Source organism: Chitinophaga sp. W3I9 (genome assembly GCF_050434025.1).
Lineage (GTDB): Bacteria > Bacteroidota > Bacteroidia > Chitinophagales > Chitinophagaceae > Chitinophaga.
In genome coordinates this window covers 3,640,596-3,658,633 of sequence record NZ_JBNPWC010000001.1, presented here as the reverse complement: position 1 = coordinate 3,658,633, position 18,038 = coordinate 3,640,596, and the positions used below count along the sequence as shown (strand labels likewise).

The following is an 18,038-nucleotide window of genomic DNA, read 5'->3' as shown; positions in this document are numbered from 1 at the left end:
CAACTTTTGCACCAGCGCTTTTGAGGGGATAAAACGGGTTTTCCGCCACAATGTGACCCAGGGGCGCCACAGGATATCCCCTGCTATACCGCGTCTTTCACGTATGTTACCAGTAATTCGTATATTGGTTTGAATTTACCACGGAAGACACACCAGAATGAACACCTTTTCTACGCCTACTACCCTCAAAAATGACGCATGCATATTTTGAATATTATTAAAAACGCTGGCACCCAATATTCCACGGAGCCAGAAAAGCGTACCATCCTCATTATTAATTCCCTGGCATTTCTAACCAGTATGCTTGTTTTTATACTTGGAGGAGTCTTTTACCTGCTGGTCCACAGTTTACTGATCCTGCTGCCGTTATTGCTGGAGGGTATCGGAATGCTTGCGGTTATTGTATTAAACGGTATGGGTAAAAGGGACAGCGCCAACTTCAGCATGTTTGCCATCCATTACATAGCGGCGGGTTACTGGACAATTCTGTTAGGTAATGCCATCCCGATTGAAGTGGTGATTGTCTTTTTACTGATCTTCCTTATTTGCGGTTCTTTCCTGGTATATAAGCGTCACAAGGCAAGAATAGGTTTATTGCTGGCCATTACCATGCTGCTGGTGGTAACCCAGGTGAATACTTTTTTCGGATTCATTAAACCGATAGACCTCCATCCCACATCTGCTTATATTATGCGGCTTTGTACCACCGGAGGTATGATTACTTTCATCTTGTTCGTGATCTTCGAGTTTATGAAGGAGATCATCCGGCTCATGGATGATCTCAGCAAATCAAACAAAGTGCTGGCAACAAATGCTGCTTTCCTGCGGGAAACATTTCATGAGCTGAAAACGCCGTTGAACAGCATTTACGGCATTGCACAGTTGCTGGAAATGGTGCGGAAGGAAAACAAGCAGGAGCCCATCATGGAGGAAATAGGACCGGACCTGAAGAATTTATTGGGTGCGGGACAGCTATCGCGGGACATTGTAAACAATGTACTGGATCTGAAACGGATCGAGGCCGGCAAATTTTTTGAAATCAAGCTGGGGGCTGTTCACCTGCGGGATTGTATTGAGCAGTGTATGGCAATGAACCAGTATACCGGCGCCCTGCAGCATGTCCGTATTGTATTAAACTACCAGTTACCGCAGCAATTTATAGAGAGTGATGAAATCGTGCTGATTAAAATCATCAATAACCTGACTTCCAACGCCGTGAAATTTTCTTCCCCCGGCGGGCAGGTGGTGATCAGCGTTTTCCGGGATGATCACCAGATTTGTTTCCGTGTTAAAAATGAAGGGGAGATATCTCCCGAGCGGCAGGAAAAATTGTTTCTTCCTTATGAGTCGGAGCGGAACCACATTACATCGGGAACCGGCATTGGCCTGCACCTCACGCAGCAGCTGATCACTTTACTGGAGGGCAGTATCGGGGTGGTCAGCGAAGACCATCATACCATCTTCGAGTTTTTTATTCCTTTCCGCGCTGCGCATCCGGAGGCGGCCATCGAAAAGAAATTTGACATCAGCAAAGACGAATTTGAGGGGATGAAGGTGTTGATTGTGGATGACAACGAGATGAACCGGTATGTAATCGAAAAATTTGTGACCAGAGGAGGTGCAAGGGCGTTGTTGTGCAGCAATGGGAAAGAGGCGCTGGAAGCTGTACTGGTGGAAAAGCCGGACATCATTATCACTGACTCGCAGATGCCGGTGATGAATGGCCGGGAATTCCTGTTGCAGTTGCGGGCCATTCCTTCGTTTGCTGATACACCGTTTATCGTTATATCGGGAGATGCTTTCAACAAGTACAGTAATGAGTGCGAGGAGCTTTTAAAGGCAGGCGCGAACGCTTTCTTTAATAAGCCCTTTTCTTTTGAGGACCTGTATGCTGAAATGATGAAGCATCTCCCGGCTAAATCTGTAAAAGCCTAAACTTTACTTTTGTATCGTTCGGTATCGATGAGTGCCCAGTCGAAATAAGCCTTGATAGCGATGTACAATCCGTCGATGTACACATCCAGCTGCGCATTGATCTCCCCGCTCCAGAAAGGCAAGCTGGCGCGGTGCTCCTCCAGTGTAAGCAAATTACGGTGGTATTCATCCGAGATCTGCCGAATGGCTTCCTCCAGGGAAATACCCAGTTCCTGTTCATAGATCAGTACGAGGTTCAGTCCTTTCGTTTTTAGTTCCCTTTCCCGTTCCAGGGAGTGAAGGTCGTTGGCCAGGTTGGCGGTGAGATTCAGCAGGAGCTCTATTTTTTTTACCAGCCAGTGTTCATATACTTCTTCCGGCAAATCAATTTTCCCAAAGATGCTTACCAGCGGGAACATAATATAGAAGCCGGTTTTGGGTCTCCACTGGAGATATTCCCGGATGCTGGGGCTATATTCTCCTTCCTGCATTTCTGTTTCCCACAGGCATTCTTCAAAATAGGACACCATCTCTTTGCAGAACAGGGAATAGAGAAATGGCGGGCTGAGATGTTGGAAGCGGGTGCGGATGTTGATGAGTGCATCATTCAGGGGTGTTTCTACCGTGCTTTCCCGGTGTTCCATAATAGCGATAAAGCCGTTCAACATACTGCGCAGCCAGGCGCCTTCCAGGGTGCCAGAAGAAAAAGCGGTCGCATTTGTCGTCGATGGTAAACAGCCAGGTGATCAGATCTCCCACCAGGCATAGTTCTTCATAGTTTGCGGCGGGATATTCCCGGGCGGCATACCAGCCGAATTTACCTTTGTTAAACCGTTTGAGTTTTTCGGGCGATTCCAGGCGGAATTCATGGGCCCATTTAAAAGTGTGTACCTGTACTTCTTCTGCAAGCGGGCTTATGGCAGAAGGGGTTGGAAATTCCAGGGCAGGAATGTAGAGGGCTTGTGTTTCCATGTTTTTAATGTTTATTATGTGAAAAGAATCTGCATACGGAACCCGCCGGGTTTTACCGGGATAAGGGCATCAAAATGGATAAATGGTTGACATTCAGATATTGAGTATAGTACGCGGGTCAGCCGGCAAGGATGAGCGAATACACTACGACAAAAGTCTGTAAAAATGTTTTAGCGAAAGGCTTTCCAGGTTTTAGGGTTTATATATCTTACCAGGTCCGGACCAAACATATTTTCACTTTATATAACGTGATATTCTTTTTTTCAAAAAAAAATATGCTTATATTAACATTCAATTAACTCATTCCGATGCATATCTGGCTAGATTTACCTTAACCCAAAGAAATCTACTGCCTAATCCTCTAAATAACTATACATGAGAACTGGTATCTATCCTACAGCTGCTACCATTACAGCCACACTCATCAAACCTGTTTTTGCCGGAACCCAGCATTTTGATAAAGCGGAAGAAAAACGTCCTGTTATTATCATCAACGCGATGGCCATTGTGTTAAGCGCGCTGGTTGTCGGGGTTGGCAGTTATTTTTATTTTCTTAAGAATTCGGTGTTCTTTTTAATCGGGATTCCGCTGGAGACGCTTAGTTTTCTGGCAGTTATCCGGTTAAACCAGGTCCGGCAATATTTTAATGCCAACTTACTCATGCTGAGTACCAATGCTATCTTTATTGCTTACTGGTCTACCGTACTGGGGTCAAGTATTTCCCTGGAGCTACTGCTGGCATTCAATACCATCATTATATTCCATTTAAGTTCTGCCTTTTTCCTGTACAAAAGAAGCGGGGCGCTGCTGGGCTGTATAGCCGCAACGGTGGTATTTGCCGCGTGGATGGTGGCCAATTCCCATTATAACTTCATCCAGCCGATACAGCTTTCGCCTGACGTATCATTAACCATGAAGTGGTCGACCACCGTGGCGCTGCTGGTATTTATATTATGCGTTATGATGTCTTATGTGGCGCAGATCAGGAGTTTGATTGCTTCTGCGCAGCAGCTCCGGGAGGCATCTGAAAGGAAAAGCATTTTTTTACGGGAGGTATTTCACGAGATCCGTACGCCGATGAATGCCATTTTTTCTATCGGCCAGTTGTTTGAATTGCGGAAGTCCAAATACTCCATGGCCGAAAGAAAGGAAATTAACCAATTGTTTGCCTCCTGTTACTTAGCGCGCAATGTCATTAATCATGTGCTGGAAATGTCGAGGATTGAATCGGGAAATTTTTATTCCGTTATGAAGGAGGCCATCAGTTTAAAGGACTGCGTATCTCATTGTATAGCGGTTAACAGTTACCTGGCAGCATCCAGGGGGATAAAAATTGAGATGGCGTTCGACAGGCAGCTGGGTGACCCCATCAACAGCGACCCTCTTTTATTAACCAAGATCCTGAATAATATCCTCTCGAACGCGGTGAAGTTTGCCAGCGGTAACTCCATGATCCATCTCAGCTGCACGAAAAGTGCGGACCAGATCATTTTTAAGGTAAAGAACCAGGGAGTAGTAGATCCGGACATTGCCGGCAAAATGTTCGACAGGTTTGTATCAAAGCGCGAACAGCTTGAAGGCACCGGGTTGGGCCTGTCTATTACCAGGCACCTGATCAGTCTTTTCGGCGGACAAATTGCGCTGGCCCCTATTGATCCCTCCTCTCCTTTTACCACTACCATTACCTTCAATATCCCTTATGAAGCAGGCGTGGGAAAAACCAGGCAACAGCTACCTCCTAAATTTATGAATGGCTGCTTTATAGGCGGGAAAGTGGTGATCATTGAAGATGACCTGCTGAGCGCTGAATTGCTGATCAAATTCCTGAAGGAAATGGGGATAGACCCGGTATTATGCAAAGATCCTGCGTTGGTGACCGGTGTTATCCGCACCGAAAAGCCCAACCTGGTTATTTCTGATCTGAATATGCCGGGCTTTGATGGCAGGAACTTGTTGCAGTACATAAAAAATGATCCTGAATTAAAAGGCATCCCCGTACTGATCATTTCAGGAGATGCCTTTTTGAAAGATGAGATGCTGGCAACAGGCGCCTGCGGTTTCATAACGAAACCGGTTTTCATCAGCGACCTACACCTTGAATTAGCAAAGTATTTGCCTCATCATATATTTTCATAGCGGCCGGTATCAATCACGGCCCAGTCGTCGTAACCTCTTACGATGGTATATAAGCCCTGTATGTAGCGGTCTACCTGCTCATTAACGGCCCTGCCCCAATAGGGAAGTTGCGCACGGAGTTGTTCAAACCGGAGCAGGTGCGCTTTGTGTTCATTGATTACATATTGCACCGCTTCGTCCCTGCCCAGGTCTAGTTCTTTTTGGGCGATAAAGATCAGGTTAAACCCCGGCTTCTCCAGTTTTGCTTCACGGACAATAGAATGTAAATCATTGGAAAGGCAACCGAGCAGATTTAAGATGAGTTCTATTTCGCGGATAATACTGTGATCATATACTTCATCCGGCAGGTTCAGTTTTTCAAAAATGGCTACCAATGGAAACATGATATAGAACCCTGTGTAGGGCCGTTCTTTATAATACCGGTCGATGGACGGCATGAGTCCATCTATCTGCATATCGATCTCAAAGAAACATTCATTGAGATAGTCGGTCATGTGCATGCAGTATCTGCGGTATAAGAAGGGGCTGCTGATGGCACTGAAGCGATGCAGGATATCTTTCAGGGCCATACTAAGACTATTATCGTCCTCAATATATTCATCATTAAGGATAGCGATGAATATTTCCAGCTGACGTCTCATTTCCAATGCAGTTGCTGCGTCGGCAGAGCCGCGGTCGCAGCTGTCGTCTACTGTGAAGAGCCAGGACAGCAAATCTCCGGCGAGACTTACCTGGGCATAGGTGGCATCAGGGTATTCCCTGGCTGCCTGGAACCCGAAACGGGCTTTGGAGTACCAACTAAGGGGTTTAAATTTTGGGGCAATATCAAATTGCTGTACCCACTTCAAGGTATCATTCTGAACATCCTGAAAACAGGAATTAATCTTAGACTTTCCCGGGATAGTGACGCAGGAAGTTAAAGCATTTGACATAAATGTTAATTTTTAAAGTGAATAAAAGATTGATGATCTAATATTAAGCGTAGTAATGGTTATTCAGTGCGGATACAACAACCAGTTTGCAAATATTACCATGTTCTACAGACAAAGCCCGGATTTATATTATGATGTTACCTGTCGTTGAAGATTGGTCCAAAAAGCTAAATTGGACAAACTAATATTACGAAAAAAGCACCCATTTGCGTGGATTGGATTTTGGGATGAGGCCGCGGCAAAGGGGCAATGCAGTACAAGGGAGGGAGGCGCATTACAGGCTATCTCAGCAACCGGCTACCGTAGCGGGCTGCAACGCCGCAACCCGGCCCGGATGGCCTCTTTTTTGTAACTTTATTATCCATTTCTTCACTCAAAACCGCAGCTTATGGCACCATTACAAACCAACGCAACAATACAGATCTCAAAACCCATCTCCGAAGTTTTTGACGCGGTTATTGATCCGTTGAAAATGTCCAACTATTTTATCGCCACCGGCTCAGGCCCTATGGAAGAAGGAAAGCAGGTGATCTGGAAATTTCCCGAGTTTGATACGGTTGTTCCCGTAAATGTATTGCAGGTAAAAAAAGACGCGCTCATCTCCTTCCAGTGGGAAGGGGCCAAAGACCATCAGCTGCAGGTAGACATCCTGTTTTCCGAAAGATTCGGGCATACTACCCTGGTGAAGGTTACTGAAGGCAATATGGAAAATAATGAAGAAGGGATTAAATGGCTGAAAGGAAATACGGAAGGCTGGGCTAATTTCCTTGCCTGTTTGAAGGCTTACCTGGAATATAATATTAACCTGAGAAAAGGAGCGTTTGATTATATGAAAGCAGAACAATAATCGCACTTACACAGGCTGGATGATACGGTAACCGCCCGGCACGCCGTTTTTCGACAATACAATTTGCCATAGCTGGCTTTTCCTGGCACGGAAGGAGCCGGCGCAGGACAGCAAATAATATTTCCACATGCGGAAAAAAGTATGATCATATTTTGCTTTCAGCTGGTCGTAATTCCTGGAAACATTAGCGTACCAGGCCATTAAAGTTTTATCATAATCTACACTGAAATTCTGCCAGTGTTCCATCACAAACAATCCCTCAATATACTTCCCTATTAACCGGATAGTGGGAATCATGGCCCCGGGAAAAATATACCTGTTCAGCCACCGGTCGGTAAATGCATGGGCGCTGTTGCCGCCGATGGTGTGCAGCAGGAACAGTCCCTTATCTTTCAGGCAGCGATGGACTACCTGCATATAGCGCCGGTAGTTTTTATACCCCACGTGTTCAAACATGCCCAACGATACAATGGCATCATAAGGCTCATTCAGTGTGCGGTAGTCTGCCAGCCGGATGTTGACCGGCCAGCCTTTACAGCGTTTCCGTGCCAGTTCGGCCTGTTCGGTAGAGATAGTAACACCGGTTACCTGCACTCCGTATTTTTCTGCGGCAAATTTTGCGAAGCTTCCCCAGCCACAGCCAATGTCCAGTACCTGCATGCCGGGCCGCAGGTTTAATTTGCGACAGGTAAGGTCCAGCTTATTTTCCTGCGCCTGGTCGAGCGTAGCAGCATTTTCCCAGAAAGCACAGGTGTACGTCATTCTTTTGTCGAGCATGGCTTCAAACAGGTCGTTGCCGGTATCATAATGACGATGGCTGTTATGATATGCTTTCTTCAGCGACTGCAAATTCAGGAGACGTGCGAGCAGGATATCTGTTTTAAAGCCAATACTTTCAGGAAGCTTGTTGTCGACGCCGGCACGTAACACCCGGTGAAAAAATTCATCCAGCTGCGGGCTGTCCCAACATCCCTGCATGTATGACTCTCCCAGTCCGAGTGAGCCGCGGCCCAATACATCCGCATAAAAAGAAGGGTCATAAACGGTGATATCCCAGGAATGAGGGCCATTTACAGCAATACCTGCTGCTGCCAGCAAACGGGTGACTATATGTTCAGGCTTGTGGAGCATTGCCGGGTGGTTTTGGTTCTGGGTAATAACACCTGCCGGCATATCATTGTTTAGCGGGCTTTACCCGTTTAAAACTCATCAGAGCTGACGGTAACCACCGCATTGTTGCCGGTGCTGCCATCGCTGCCGGGTTCAGCGATAAGCATAACCGGCACTGCGCAAAAAGAAGGGCTGCTGAACAAACAGCAGCCCGGGTAAGGTATAACGCTAACGGATACCCGTTATCTGAGTTTATATAATTTATATCCAAACAGGAAAATAACCACGTAGCATATGATAGGCAGGTAGTAGGCAGTAGCGATATTTGTGTCTGCAATACGCCCCATGATAAAAGGAAATATGGCGCCGCCAAACATTCCCATTACGATGAAAGAGGAAGCCTGTTGAGTTTGCGGGCCCAAATCTTTTAAACCAAGACTGAAAATAGTAGGATACATGATGCTGAAGAAGAAGTTGATCATCAGCAAGGCGATGAAGGAGGTCCAGCCCCAGCCCTGCGCCACCAGGATACACATGAGAATATTGCCGAGTGCAAAAGCAGCGAGCAGTTTATTGGGCGCGATGTAACGCATCAGTGCCGTGCCAACAAACCTGCCGGCCAGCATCATACCCATAAACACCGTCATAAAGTAACCCGCTTTCTGATCAGAGAAACGCATCACTTCATGTCCGTAGTTGATGAAAAAGGCCCAGGTACCTGCCTGTGCGGCTACGTTAAAGAACTGGGCCACTACGGCGAACACAAAGTGTTTCTGCTGGAATAATTTTTTGCGGACACCAGCGGCGCCTCCCGTATTTGAAGGGCCATCATGCGGATCTGTGAGCGCCGGTACTTTCACCATTGCAAATGCAATAGCGATCGTTGCGATCACTGCCCCGATATAAATGTATAATTGTTTTACAGACAGCAATTCGCTGCCTGCATCGTGGCCTGCGCTGAGGAGGAAGTAGGAACCAAGCGTTGGGCCTACTATGGCGCCTACTGCATTAAACGACTGTGCAAAATTGATACGCTGATCACTGGTGCGCTGATCTCCCAAAGCCGCCATGAAAGGATGCGCCACAGTTTCCAGGGTAGCCATCCCGCAGGCCAGTACAAAAAGGGCGATGCGGAAAATACCAAACGAGCCTGCATTGGCTGCAGGCACAAACAGGAAGGCGCCCAGGGCATACAGGGTGAGCCCCAGTAACACGCCGTTTTTATATCCCATCTTTTTAATAAACAACCCCGCCGGGATGCCCATCAGTGCGTAGGCGCCGAAGATAGAAAACTGTACCAGGCCGGATTGGGATTTGGATAATCCGAGTACATTCTGGAAATGCTTATTCAGTACATCTCCCATGGTTAATGCGATTCCCCAGCACATGAACAGGGACGTCACGAATATGAGGGTGATGACATATTTATTCTCCGTGAATTTTGCGGGTATGGACGCGGTATTTTTAGCGGTTTCTAAGGCTTCCTGTTCCAGGGAGTCAGGTGATATCATGATCAGAGTTTTTAAATTTTATTTATAACGTGGAATGATGGTTTGCGCATGCATCCGAAGCGCTAATATACATTTCCATTTTTATAAACTCCAATCATCTGCCGGTTAAATCAGGCGGGTAATATCAGCTCCATCTGGATATTGCAACGTTCGTATGGCGTTGCCCTGCCGGCAATCTTTTTAAATCCCAGCTTATTATACAGGCTGATAGCCGGTTTCAGGATGGTGTTACTTTCGAGGTAAATGTTCCGGGCGCCGAGTGATATTGCTTTCGCAATGATAGCCTGCCCCAACAGCCACCCAATGCTTTTTCCCTGGGCTTTGGGAGATACCGCCATTTTAGCCAATTCATAATCGTAGTCCGGGTCGTCCATTTTTATTAATGCACAAACCCCTACCGGTTCATCGTTGTAAAGCGCAACGAAAATATGACCGTTCTTTTTAAGTATATTTTCTTCCGGGTGATCGAGTGATTTATGGTCTGCTGCTTCCAGTTTAAACCACCTGGAGATCCATTCTTCATTCAATGCTTTAAAGGCCGCTTTATACTTGGGCTGGTAATCCACGATGGTTACTTTACCTGCTTCTCTTTTTTTATGTGCCTCCACTACACGGCTGAGCAGCGACTGCTGTTCCAGCAGGTACTCCCATTCTTCCATTGCTTTCCACAGGTCGTGTGTGGTTTGGGCAGAAATGGCTTCTATAGCGGTGTTCACGTCTGTGAGCTGGTCCTGTATTTTGAGGGTGATGTCCAGTCCTTTTTTAGTGAGACTGACGATATTACGACGGCCATCTGTTTTGTCTTTTTTCTCTACTACCAGTCCTTTCTTCCCCATTTCACCAATAATTTTACTTACCGAGGGATGGGAATGACCAATTTCTTTTGCGATGGCTGTAATTGTTTTCTCCTCTCCTACAGATAATACATAAAATACCGGGAACCACTTCGGTTGCATGTCGATGTTATACAACTGGTAAATCTTTGCGGCATCTTCTGTGATCTTTTCTGTGAGCATGCGCAGCCTGCTTCCGAGCGCTACCTTGCCTGTTTTATTGAAGAATTCCATATTGTAATAAATTACGTAATCAGTTACGCAAATATAGAAAATACTGATGAAAATACAAATAAAGCCTGCGGCTTTTCCCCGATCTTTATATTTTTATAACAAACGGTCATAAAATTTAGCTGATGGAATACAGACAATTAGGCGCATCCGGTTTACAGGTACCGGTGCTGAGTTTCGGTACTGCCACTTTTGGCGGCGGTAATGATTTCTTTAAAGCCTGGGGCAGCACACTGGCGGATGAAGCCACGCGCATGGTGAATCTTTGTTTGGATGCAGGCGTAAACCTCTTCGACACTGCCGACATTTATTCTGACGGTCTTTCGGAAGAAATTCTCGGAAAAGCCATTGCCGGCAAGCGGGATCAGTTGCTGATTTCCACCAAAGCCACTTTCCCTTTCGGAAAGGGTCCCAATAACCAGGGTTCTTCGCGGTTTCATCTGCTGCGGCAGATAGAAGGAAGTTTGAAGCGGCTGCAAACAGACTATATCGATATTTATCACATGCATGGGTTCGATGGCAACACACCCGTGGAAGAAACCATGCGTACGCTGGATGATCTCGTGCAAAGCGGCAAGGTACGCTACATTGCCGCCTCCAACTTCTCCGGCTGGCATCTGATGAAATCGCAGGCCATCGCGGAAAAATACGGGTGGAACCGCTATGTGGCGCACCAGGTATATTATTCACTGGCCAACCGTGAATATGAATGGGAGCTGATGCCGCTGGGCCTGGACCAGAAAGTGGGCGCAATTGTTTGGTCGCCGCTGGCGGCAGGCAGACTGGGAGGTAAATACCGCCGTAATAGTCCGCCGCCACAGCATGGCCGCATAGCGCAGGGAGGCAGCCCTGTACCCGAGGCCGTGGTGAAGGAAGATGTCTTTTACAACATCATCGATGCGTTGGATGAAATAGCTGCCGAAACGGGCAAAACGGTGGCGCAGATCTCCCTGAACTGGCTGCTGCAACGCCCCACGGTGTCCAGTATTATTATCGGCGCCCGTAATGAAGAACAGCTGATTCAAAACCTTGGCGCCACCGGCTGGAACCTCACTACCGGCCAGCTTAAAAAGCTGGATGCCGCGAGTGACATACCTACCATTTATCCTTACTGGCATCAGCAGCAAAACCTCACATTGAATCCGCCACCTGTTTTCTATTAATACTTTTTAGCGGGGGGATCGTTTCCCCCCGCATTTTTTTATCCGCTGGCAGTACGCATAAAGCTTTCTCCTGACCAGGAGGGGAACAATATCTTTATAAAGAAAATATCAGCGGGAGCAGATCAGCTGGTAGGTGCCGGGGGTAACTCCTTCCGCATTCCTGAAAAGCCGGATAAAGTAATTGGTATCATTAAAACCACAAAGCATACTCACCTGGCTCACGCTGTTGTTGCGGTCTGCCAGCAACTGCTTCGCCAGCTTCAGCCTTTCCCTGTTTATATATTGCAGGGGCGTAATTCCAAACTGGTCTTTAAACCATTTGAAGAAGACATTGCGGCTCAGGTAAGCCTTCCGGCAAAGCGTATCTACTGAAATATTTTCAGTAAGGTGCTCATTGATATAATGCAGCACAAAATGAAGCCTGCTGCTGTTACTGTTGGTATCCTTTTCATCTGCCACCAGCTGCAGGTGCTGGCTTTGCAGGATGCGGACCAGCAGTTCTTTTATACTGAGATCGGCGTAAATATCCCTGGAAAGATCGGTGCTGCGGCAGATGCGGACTAACTTATTGATCAGGTCTGTGAGATCTGCATCATTATTAAAGTGATACTGGTTGAATTGCAGCCGCCAGTCGTTTTTATCGGCATACTGGCTGTTATAGTATTCGTTGAGATATTGCAGGGTGCTGCGGATATAGGTTTCATCCACCGACAGCGCAATACACTGTGTCGGGTTTTCTGCAGAGGCTTCAGGGAAGTCGATCACCATGGTTTCGTTGGCCGGTACAATCACGGTTTCCCCGGGCTGGTATTCAAAGGAGGGCTGATCGAAAAGATGCATGATCTTTTTTCCCTGCACCATGCTGGTAATAACGAAATCTCCGAAAGTAAGGGGCACCCGGTAATCCTGCTGATAACTTTCAAATATATTCAGTTCACAGCTATTCAGGTTATAGACCCGCCTGTTCTCCACCAGGCGTTGTAGTTGCTTCGGATGCGTGAGGTCTATCGGCTGTACAAAATGTTTTACCGGCATGGCTAATGTTTTTAGCTACAACAAGTTAGTATAATTTAACCGAACTCAGAAAAACAGGTACGAATGTGCTAAAGATAAATACGAAATTTTGCAACTGGATGCCGAATGTTCACCATATTGGGTTTTCGTGGACGGAAACCATCTTTTTTCCCTCAAATAACATCCACCAGGTTAAGTACTAATTGCACAAAAAAGGCCGTCCCACCGGACAGCTTTTTTTGTGCAATTAGTACCGTTACACCAACTTATCCTGTTAAATTAATTGGCATCTCTCCCGGTTTTGTTCCTGAACTGCATTAAATTAGAGCCTACTAATCAAAACCAACAAACAGCATTATGAAAAAATTACTCCTCCTCGCCTTCCTGTTGCCATTGCTGGCGGCAGCGCAGGACAAAGGCATTCATTTCGAGCATGGCAGCAGCTGGGCCGATGTGCAGGCCAAAGCCAAAGCTGAAAACAAATACATCTTTATGGACTGCTTCACTACCTGGTGTGGTCCCTGCAAGTTTATGTCGGCCAATATTTTCCCGCAGGAAAAAGTAGGCAGCTTTATGAATGATAAATACATCAGCGTAAAGGTACAGATGGATCAAACGGACAAAGACAATGAAGAAGTAAAAAGCTGGTATGCTGCCGCCAAACAAATTGAAAAGGATTATGCCATCCGTGCATATCCCACCTTCCTGGTATTTGCTCCCGACGGGCATATTGTTGACCGCCAGATAGGTGGCGCCGAAGCAGACCAGTTCATTGAAAGATGCGCTGCTTCCCTGAACCCGGCCACACAGTATTACACACAGCTGGACCTTTATAAAAAAGGGAAAAAGGATACCGCTTTCCTCCGCGAGATGGCACTGCTGGCACTGAATAAATATGACCAGGAAAATGCATCTCTTATTTCCAAAGAATATCTTGCCAAGCAAAAAGATCTTTACACACCTGTAAACCTCCAATTCATCGCCAAATTTACCAATAGCAGTAAAGATGTAGGATTTGATATGTTCCTGCACCATGCCGATAAAGTAAATAAAGTACTGGGCGCCGGTAAGGCCGAAGAAAAAGTAATGGGCATTGTAGCACAGGAAGAAGTGTACCCGCAGCTGATGAAGAAAGACGGCAGCAAACCCGACTGGGCTACCCTTGAAAGCAGCCTGACAAAAAAATATCCTTCCTTCGCGGAGGAGCTGCTCCTGAAAACCAAAGTACAATACTTCAGCTACGTAAAAGATGCTGATAATGCCGTGGCTAACATTGTTGCCTATATGAAAAAATATGGCCACAAAGCTGATCCCCAGGCATTGAATGAATATGCCTGGACCATCTTCGAAAAATGCAACGACATGCAATGCATAGAACAGGCCCTGGAATGGAGTAAACGCTCATTCAAAGACAACGAAGTACCTGCATTCATGGACACTTACGCTAACCTGCTGTATAAATCCGGTAAAAAAGAAGACGCCCTCGCATGGGAAGAAAAAGCCCTGAACAAAGCCAGTGGCGACGAAAAGAAAAACTACGAGACCACGCTGGAGAAAATGAAGAAAGGCGAGAAGTATTGGGAATAGAGCGAGTTTTGTCTTTCTCACTGATTACGCTGATTATACTGATTACTTTGATTTTTACTTTTTGATTTTTTTTAGATTTTTAGATTAATAATTAAGGGAGATAAGAGCGAATATATCCGCCTCTATCTCCCTTAATCCTTTATAAAATCAAAAAGTAAAAATCAAAGTAATCAGTATAATCAGCGTAATCCTGAGTAAGACAACCTCCGCGTTAAGGGGTTGTAATCCACCATGTATTTCCAAACGGATCTCTTACGCCGCCGGACTTGCCGTAGGATTGTTGTGTTACGGGCATTACTTCTGTAGCGCCTTCGGCCAGGGCCTTTTTAAAAGTGGCGTCGGCATCTTCCACGTAAATGAACAGTCCTGCGTTGTCGGCGCCCCAATTGTCATTTGACTGGCCAAACATAATGACGCTGCCGCCGATGCTGATTTCGCCATGCATCAGCTCTTTGCTGCCTTCCCGGTAGGTCCGGTGGTTTTCTTTTGCCCCAAATACTTTGCCGGTAAAATCGAAAAAGCCTTCTGCATTTTTCAGGATCAGATAGGGCATTACCTGCTGATGTTTTTCTGGTAATTTCATAACATTTTTATTTTAAGGTTAAACGTCTCTTGCACAAAATTGCAACAGTATGCCCTGATAAAATTGGAAGAAACCGACATTCTTGTTAGTCGCGCCAGTCGGTGGCCCCGGAGCGGCCAGAGAAATACTGTTTGGGATGCATGCCTGAAAATGCGCGGAAGTCGCTGATAAAATGCGACTGATCATAATACCCGCATTCCAGTGCCAGGCGTCCAAGGCTCATTACCTGCCGGTTATAAAAGGCGGTGGCCGACTGGAAACGGACAATCCGTGAAAACAATTTGGGTGATAGTCCTGCATACTGTTTGAACTGTCGCTCAAACTGCCGTTCCGACAAATAGTATGCCTGTGAAAGGGACCGTATATTCATGGAGGGCTTGTGATGAATGATATCCCTGATCGCGGCAAACACCGGTAAATCCGCCACACGGCTGGCTGCCAGCCGCTGCTCCGTAAACCGGCAAAGGATCTCACAACGCTCCCTGTTATTTTTCGCCAGCATGATTTTTTCTTCGAGGATGGTACCTTCGCCTTTCAGCAGGTACCTTAATTCGGCGGCCGTATTAGTCAGATCGGCCGCGGAAATATTAAATAGTAATGGAACAGCCTGTGGGTAAAAATATACGCCAAAAATACCGAAGCCTGTATCAACAGTATACTTCCGCAGGATGTGTGTAACGCCCTGCACACCGGCGGTAAACGATGTATCTGTATGGCCGTTATCTGCTATTTCGCCGAACAGCCCATGATAATGAAACACCAGCTCTACGCACGCATCCGCCATATTGTAATGCGTGTAACCCACCTCTCCTTCCAGCACCCAGAAGAACCGGATGACGTGCGCAAGATGAGGCGGTGGTGGAATTGTCTGGTAATGCATGATCCTAAATTTACAAAAAGCATTTAAGCTTTGAGTGATTCCCTTTTGGTGTCGCGTTGCAAACACGCCATTACCAGCAATACCAGGGCTATAATGCCTGCCAGGGTGCGCACAATGTGCCAGTTATTCCACGGCATGGCAAATGCCGTCCGCATGCTGTGCAGTTGCTCCGCCGAAGCCCCGTTTACCTGGAAGGCCGCCAGCTTGTCATTGAGCGGAATATTGGCGAGTACTGTTACCCCAAATGAGCCAACCACAAATACCACGGTCCCAGCCAGCAGGTACCAGCTGCGGCGGGTAAAAACCGGTCGGGCGCTGAGCCAGGTGGCCAGCGGCAATAACACCGGTGCGCCTAAAAAACATACCAGGAAGGCAGGGTTCACAATGGCAACGTTGATGGCCCGGGTAGCCGTTATATAAGCGGCATCCGGTAATTGCGCAAAAGCTACATTAACGGAAACAGCAAACGCATAGAACAAACCCGCTACCAGGGCCGTGGTGATAGTGGCAAGCGCCAGTACAAAATTCTTCATGATGTTCCGGGTATTTTTAATCCCATGCAATATTACCTCCCTTCCCTTTCCGGAAATAGAACAAAACCGACACATCAGTCGATATAGTTGGCGGCCGCTTTACCCGACTCCTGGTGCCTGCCCGGCTGGAAGATATCAAAGTAATAGAGATGCTCCTTTGCATATAGCGGCAACTGCGCTTTTAAACGGGTTTTAAAGCCATTAAAGTCCTTTGCCGGGGCTGACGTCCAGGCAGTTTCCGCCAGCGCCGCAATGCGGGGAAAAAGCAGAAAATCGAGCCGGTTGTTGCTATGGATGGTTTCTGACCACAGGCAGGCCTGCACACCGAGTATGAGGGATTCATGCCCCTGTGTGGCCGGAATGGCGGCGGCCGAGAAATTATACACTGCTTCCAAGGGATTGAATTCACCATCTTTCCATCGGCGCCCGATTTTGTGGGTGCTGTCCTGTACAAAGTCGAAATAAAACGGCAGCCGCGGGCATAACACTACGGAGTATCCTTTCTGAAATGCCATGGCCAGGTTTTCCGGTTTATCATGGCGCCACCAGCATACGATGGTGCTGTCGGCAGGCAGGGACGCCGTGGCTATTTCATCCCAGGCCATTACTTTATTATGCAACTGCAAAACGGTGTCGGCCATGCGTTGAATAAAATAGTCCTCTACCTGTTTGCGGTCTTTCAGGCCGTGGGCCTGCTTTAACCGGATGATGCCGGTATCCTGGTCCCAGCCCGCATTGCCAAAGGTAACTTCGTCGCCGCCGAGGTGAATGAGCTGCGCGGGAAACAGTTGAGCCGTTTCCGTTAGTATATCCGCCAGGTACGAGTAAGTGCCTTCCCTGCCGGGGTTGAAGGTGAACTGCGGGTACTTTGCAGTACCGCCGCCGTCGAATGCAGGGTAAGCCCTGTTAGCGGCGCCGGCATGCCCCGGCATATCTATTTCCGGAATAATATCGATGCAACGCGCTTTGGCATAGGCGACTATTTCCCGGATATCGTCCTGCGTGTAATAGGCTGCCGGTGCTTTGGGGTCGGCGATGTTGCCGATACCGCCAACGGTGGTGAGCAAAGGATACTTTTTAATTTCCAGCCGCCATCCGGGCATGTCAGTCAAATGCCAGTGAAAGCGGTTCAGCTTATAAAAAGCCATCCAGTCGAGCATGGACTTCACCTTCTCTTTACCAAAAAAATACCGCGACTCATCCAGCATTACGCCGCGCCAGGCGTATTGCGGAGCATCCGTGATGTTCCAGCAAGGCACCTGTAACACTTTCCCCGGTGCCGGCGCCTGTGCAGTAAGCTGCAACAGGCTGATGATGCCATTAAACACCCCTTCCCGTGCACCTGCGGAAATAGTAGCCGCTTGCTTATTCATAGTAAGCGTATATGCATCGATGTTAGTACCGGTTATTTTTTTCAGCAGGATAACGGTACTGCCTGATTTCCTTTGCAGCGGTACTTTGATATGATAACGGCGGAGCAGTTCCTGCTGCAGCCAGGTGCCCAGTTGAACCAGGGAAGTGTCTTCCCAGCTGATAACGGATTGTGCGCTGATTTCAAATGCGCCATGACCTTTCCCTGCTTTTACCGGCAAAGGAATCACCGGGCAGATTTGCTGCGCGGCAACGGGAATAGCAGTTAATACAATGGCGATAGCCAGCAGGTATTTTTTCATGTTCAAAGCTGATTTTTAGGCGTGCCCTGTCTTAACCAGGGCGCCGGCGGACAAAATAATAAAATATCGCCAGTACTTCTCCATAAAATAATATATAAATATTTCTCCATTATTCAGAT

Annotated in this window: 16 protein-coding genes; 5 read left to right on the top strand and 11 right to left on the bottom strand. The window is 47.2% G+C overall.

Annotated elements, in window-relative coordinates; genetic code table 11:
- Positions 1 to 207 precede the first annotated feature (207 nt).
- Complete coding sequence (locus tag QFZ51_RS15215; RefSeq protein WP_429046914.1) at positions 208 to 1,935, top strand: ATP-binding response regulator; 1,728 nt, start codon at positions 208 to 210, stop codon at positions 1,933 to 1,935.
- Here QFZ51_RS15215 and QFZ51_RS15210 read toward each other — a convergent pair.
- Positions 1,932 to 2,558 carry a terpene synthase family protein gene (locus tag QFZ51_RS15210; RefSeq protein ID WP_429046912.1) on the bottom strand — a complete coding sequence of 209 codons (627 nt, stop codon included), beginning with the start codon at positions 2,556 to 2,558 and terminating at the stop codon, positions 1,932 to 1,934. The genes QFZ51_RS15215 and QFZ51_RS15210 overlap by 4 nt on opposite strands.
- Complete coding sequence (locus QFZ51_RS15205; protein ID WP_429046910.1) at positions 2,518 to 2,886, bottom strand: hypothetical protein; 369 nt, start codon at positions 2,884 to 2,886, stop codon at positions 2,518 to 2,520. The genes QFZ51_RS15210 and QFZ51_RS15205 overlap by 41 nt, the downstream gene beginning before the upstream one ends.
- Positions 2,887 to 3,261: 375 nt before the next feature.
- Here QFZ51_RS15205 and QFZ51_RS15200 point away from each other — a divergent pair, with 375 nt between their 5' ends.
- A complete protein-coding gene (locus tag QFZ51_RS15200) occupies positions 3,262 to 5,022 on the top strand; it encodes a hybrid sensor histidine kinase/response regulator (RefSeq protein WP_429046908.1) in 1,761 nt (586 codons plus the stop codon).
- Here QFZ51_RS15200 and QFZ51_RS15195 read toward each other — a convergent pair.
- Positions 5,007 to 5,954 carry a terpene synthase family protein gene (locus tag QFZ51_RS15195; RefSeq protein ID WP_429046906.1) on the bottom strand — a complete coding sequence of 316 codons (948 nt, stop codon included), beginning with the start codon at positions 5,952 to 5,954 and terminating at the stop codon, positions 5,007 to 5,009. The genes QFZ51_RS15200 and QFZ51_RS15195 overlap by 16 nt on opposite strands.
- Positions 5,955 to 6,342: 388 nt before the next feature.
- Here QFZ51_RS15195 and QFZ51_RS15190 point away from each other — a divergent pair, with 388 nt between their 5' ends.
- Positions 6,343 to 6,801, top strand: coding sequence for an SRPBCC domain-containing protein (locus QFZ51_RS15190; RefSeq protein ID WP_429046904.1), 459 nt, complete (start codon positions 6,343 to 6,345; stop codon positions 6,799 to 6,801).
- A 6-nt stretch (positions 6,802 to 6,807) separates the two neighbouring features.
- On the opposite strand, the gene cfa is transcribed toward QFZ51_RS15190, so the two are convergent.
- The 3 genes from cfa to QFZ51_RS15175 form a co-directional block, all read right to left on the bottom strand.
- Positions 6,808 to 7,932 carry a cyclopropane fatty acyl phospholipid synthase gene (gene cfa, locus QFZ51_RS15185; protein ID WP_429046902.1) on the bottom strand — a complete coding sequence of 375 codons (1,125 nt, stop codon included), beginning with the start codon at positions 7,930 to 7,932 and terminating at the stop codon, positions 6,808 to 6,810.
- A gap of 221 nt (positions 7,933 to 8,153) precedes the next feature.
- Positions 8,154 to 9,422 carry an L-fucose:H+ symporter permease gene (gene fucP, locus QFZ51_RS15180; protein WP_429046901.1) on the bottom strand — a complete coding sequence of 423 codons (1,269 nt, stop codon included), beginning with the start codon at positions 9,420 to 9,422 and terminating at the stop codon, positions 8,154 to 8,156.
- A 110-nt stretch (positions 9,423 to 9,532) separates the two neighbouring features.
- Positions 9,533 to 10,489, bottom strand: a complete 957-nt coding sequence (locus QFZ51_RS15175) for a bifunctional helix-turn-helix transcriptional regulator/GNAT family N-acetyltransferase (RefSeq protein WP_429046899.1) — start codon at positions 10,487 to 10,489, stop codon at positions 9,533 to 9,535.
- A 122-nt stretch (positions 10,490 to 10,611) separates the two neighbouring features.
- Between QFZ51_RS15175 and QFZ51_RS15170 the strand changes: the two genes are divergently transcribed.
- Entirely contained in the window at positions 10,612 to 11,649 is a 1,038-nt protein-coding gene (locus QFZ51_RS15170) for an aldo/keto reductase (protein ID WP_429046897.1), read from the top strand.
- A gap of 108 nt (positions 11,650 to 11,757) precedes the next feature.
- Here QFZ51_RS15170 and QFZ51_RS15165 read toward each other — a convergent pair whose 3' ends face one another.
- A complete protein-coding gene (locus QFZ51_RS15165) occupies positions 11,758 to 12,684 on the bottom strand; it encodes an AraC family transcriptional regulator (RefSeq protein WP_429046896.1) in 927 nt (308 codons plus the stop codon).
- Positions 12,685 to 13,020: 336 nt separating this feature from the next.
- Between QFZ51_RS15165 and QFZ51_RS15160 the strand changes: the two genes are divergently transcribed.
- Complete coding sequence (locus tag QFZ51_RS15160; RefSeq protein ID WP_429046895.1) at positions 13,021 to 14,250, top strand: DUF255 domain-containing protein; 1,230 nt, start codon at positions 13,021 to 13,023, stop codon at positions 14,248 to 14,250.
- A gap of 211 nt (positions 14,251 to 14,461) precedes the next feature.
- On the opposite strand, the gene QFZ51_RS15155 is transcribed toward QFZ51_RS15160, so the two are convergent.
- From QFZ51_RS15155 to QFZ51_RS15140, 4 genes are all read right to left on the bottom strand, one after another.
- Positions 14,462 to 14,833, bottom strand: a complete 372-nt coding sequence (locus QFZ51_RS15155; RefSeq protein ID WP_429046894.1) for a VOC family protein — start codon at positions 14,831 to 14,833, stop codon at positions 14,462 to 14,464.
- A gap of 85 nt (positions 14,834 to 14,918) precedes the next feature.
- Positions 14,919 to 15,713, bottom strand: coding sequence for a DUF6597 domain-containing transcriptional factor (locus QFZ51_RS15150; protein ID WP_429046893.1), 795 nt, complete (start codon positions 15,711 to 15,713; stop codon positions 14,919 to 14,921).
- Positions 15,714 to 15,736: 23 nt separating this feature from the next.
- Positions 15,737 to 16,246, bottom strand: a complete 510-nt coding sequence (locus tag QFZ51_RS15145; RefSeq protein ID WP_429046892.1) for a DUF1772 domain-containing protein — start codon at positions 16,244 to 16,246, stop codon at positions 15,737 to 15,739.
- Positions 16,247 to 16,320: 74 nt separating this feature from the next.
- Complete coding sequence (locus QFZ51_RS15140; protein ID WP_429046891.1) at positions 16,321 to 17,919, bottom strand: beta-N-acetylhexosaminidase; 1,599 nt, start codon at positions 17,917 to 17,919, stop codon at positions 16,321 to 16,323.
- Positions 17,920 to 18,038 lie beyond the last annotated feature (119 nt).

What these genes read in the sequence shown, in the direction of transcription:
- QFZ51_RS15210 (WP_429046912.1), bottom strand. Translation starts at nt 2,558, where the DNA reads ATGGAACACCGGGAAAGCACGGTAGAAACACCCCTGAATGATGCACTC.
- QFZ51_RS15205 (WP_429046910.1), bottom strand. Translation starts at nt 2,886, where the DNA reads ATGGAAACACAAGCCCTCTACATTCCTGCCCTGGAATTTCCAACCCCT.
- QFZ51_RS15200 (WP_429046908.1), top strand. Translation starts at nt 3,262, where the DNA reads ATGAGAACTGGTATCTATCCTACAGCTGCTACCATTACAGCCACACTC.
- QFZ51_RS15195 (WP_429046906.1), bottom strand. Translation starts at nt 5,954, where the DNA reads ATGTCAAATGCTTTAACTTCCTGCGTCACTATCCCGGGAAAGTCTAAG.
- QFZ51_RS15190 (WP_429046904.1), top strand. Translation starts at nt 6,343, where the DNA reads ATGGCACCATTACAAACCAACGCAACAATACAGATCTCAAAACCCATC.
- cfa (WP_429046902.1), bottom strand. Translation starts at nt 7,932, where the DNA reads ATGCTCCACAAGCCTGAACATATAGTCACCCGTTTGCTGGCAGCAGCA.
- fucP (WP_429046901.1), bottom strand. Translation starts at nt 9,422, where the DNA reads ATGATATCACCTGACTCCCTGGAACAGGAAGCCTTAGAAACCGCTAAA.
- QFZ51_RS15175 (WP_429046899.1), bottom strand. Translation starts at nt 10,489, where the DNA reads ATGGAATTCTTCAATAAAACAGGCAAGGTAGCGCTCGGAAGCAGGCTG.
- QFZ51_RS15170 (WP_429046897.1), top strand. Translation starts at nt 10,612, where the DNA reads ATGGAATACAGACAATTAGGCGCATCCGGTTTACAGGTACCGGTGCTG.
- QFZ51_RS15165 (WP_429046896.1), bottom strand. Translation starts at nt 12,684, where the DNA reads ATGCCGGTAAAACATTTTGTACAGCCGATAGACCTCACGCATCCGAAG.
- QFZ51_RS15160 (WP_429046895.1), top strand. Translation starts at nt 13,021, where the DNA reads ATGAAAAAATTACTCCTCCTCGCCTTCCTGTTGCCATTGCTGGCGGCA.
- QFZ51_RS15155 (WP_429046894.1), bottom strand. Translation starts at nt 14,833, where the DNA reads ATGAAATTACCAGAAAAACATCAGCAGGTAATGCCCTATCTGATCCTG.
- QFZ51_RS15150 (WP_429046893.1), bottom strand. Translation starts at nt 15,713, where the DNA reads ATGCATTACCAGACAATTCCACCACCGCCTCATCTTGCGCACGTCATC.
- QFZ51_RS15145 (WP_429046892.1), bottom strand. Translation starts at nt 16,246, where the DNA reads ATGAAGAATTTTGTACTGGCGCTTGCCACTATCACCACGGCCCTGGTA.
- QFZ51_RS15140 (WP_429046891.1), bottom strand. Translation starts at nt 17,919, where the DNA reads ATGAAAAAATACCTGCTGGCTATCGCCATTGTATTAACTGCTATTCCC.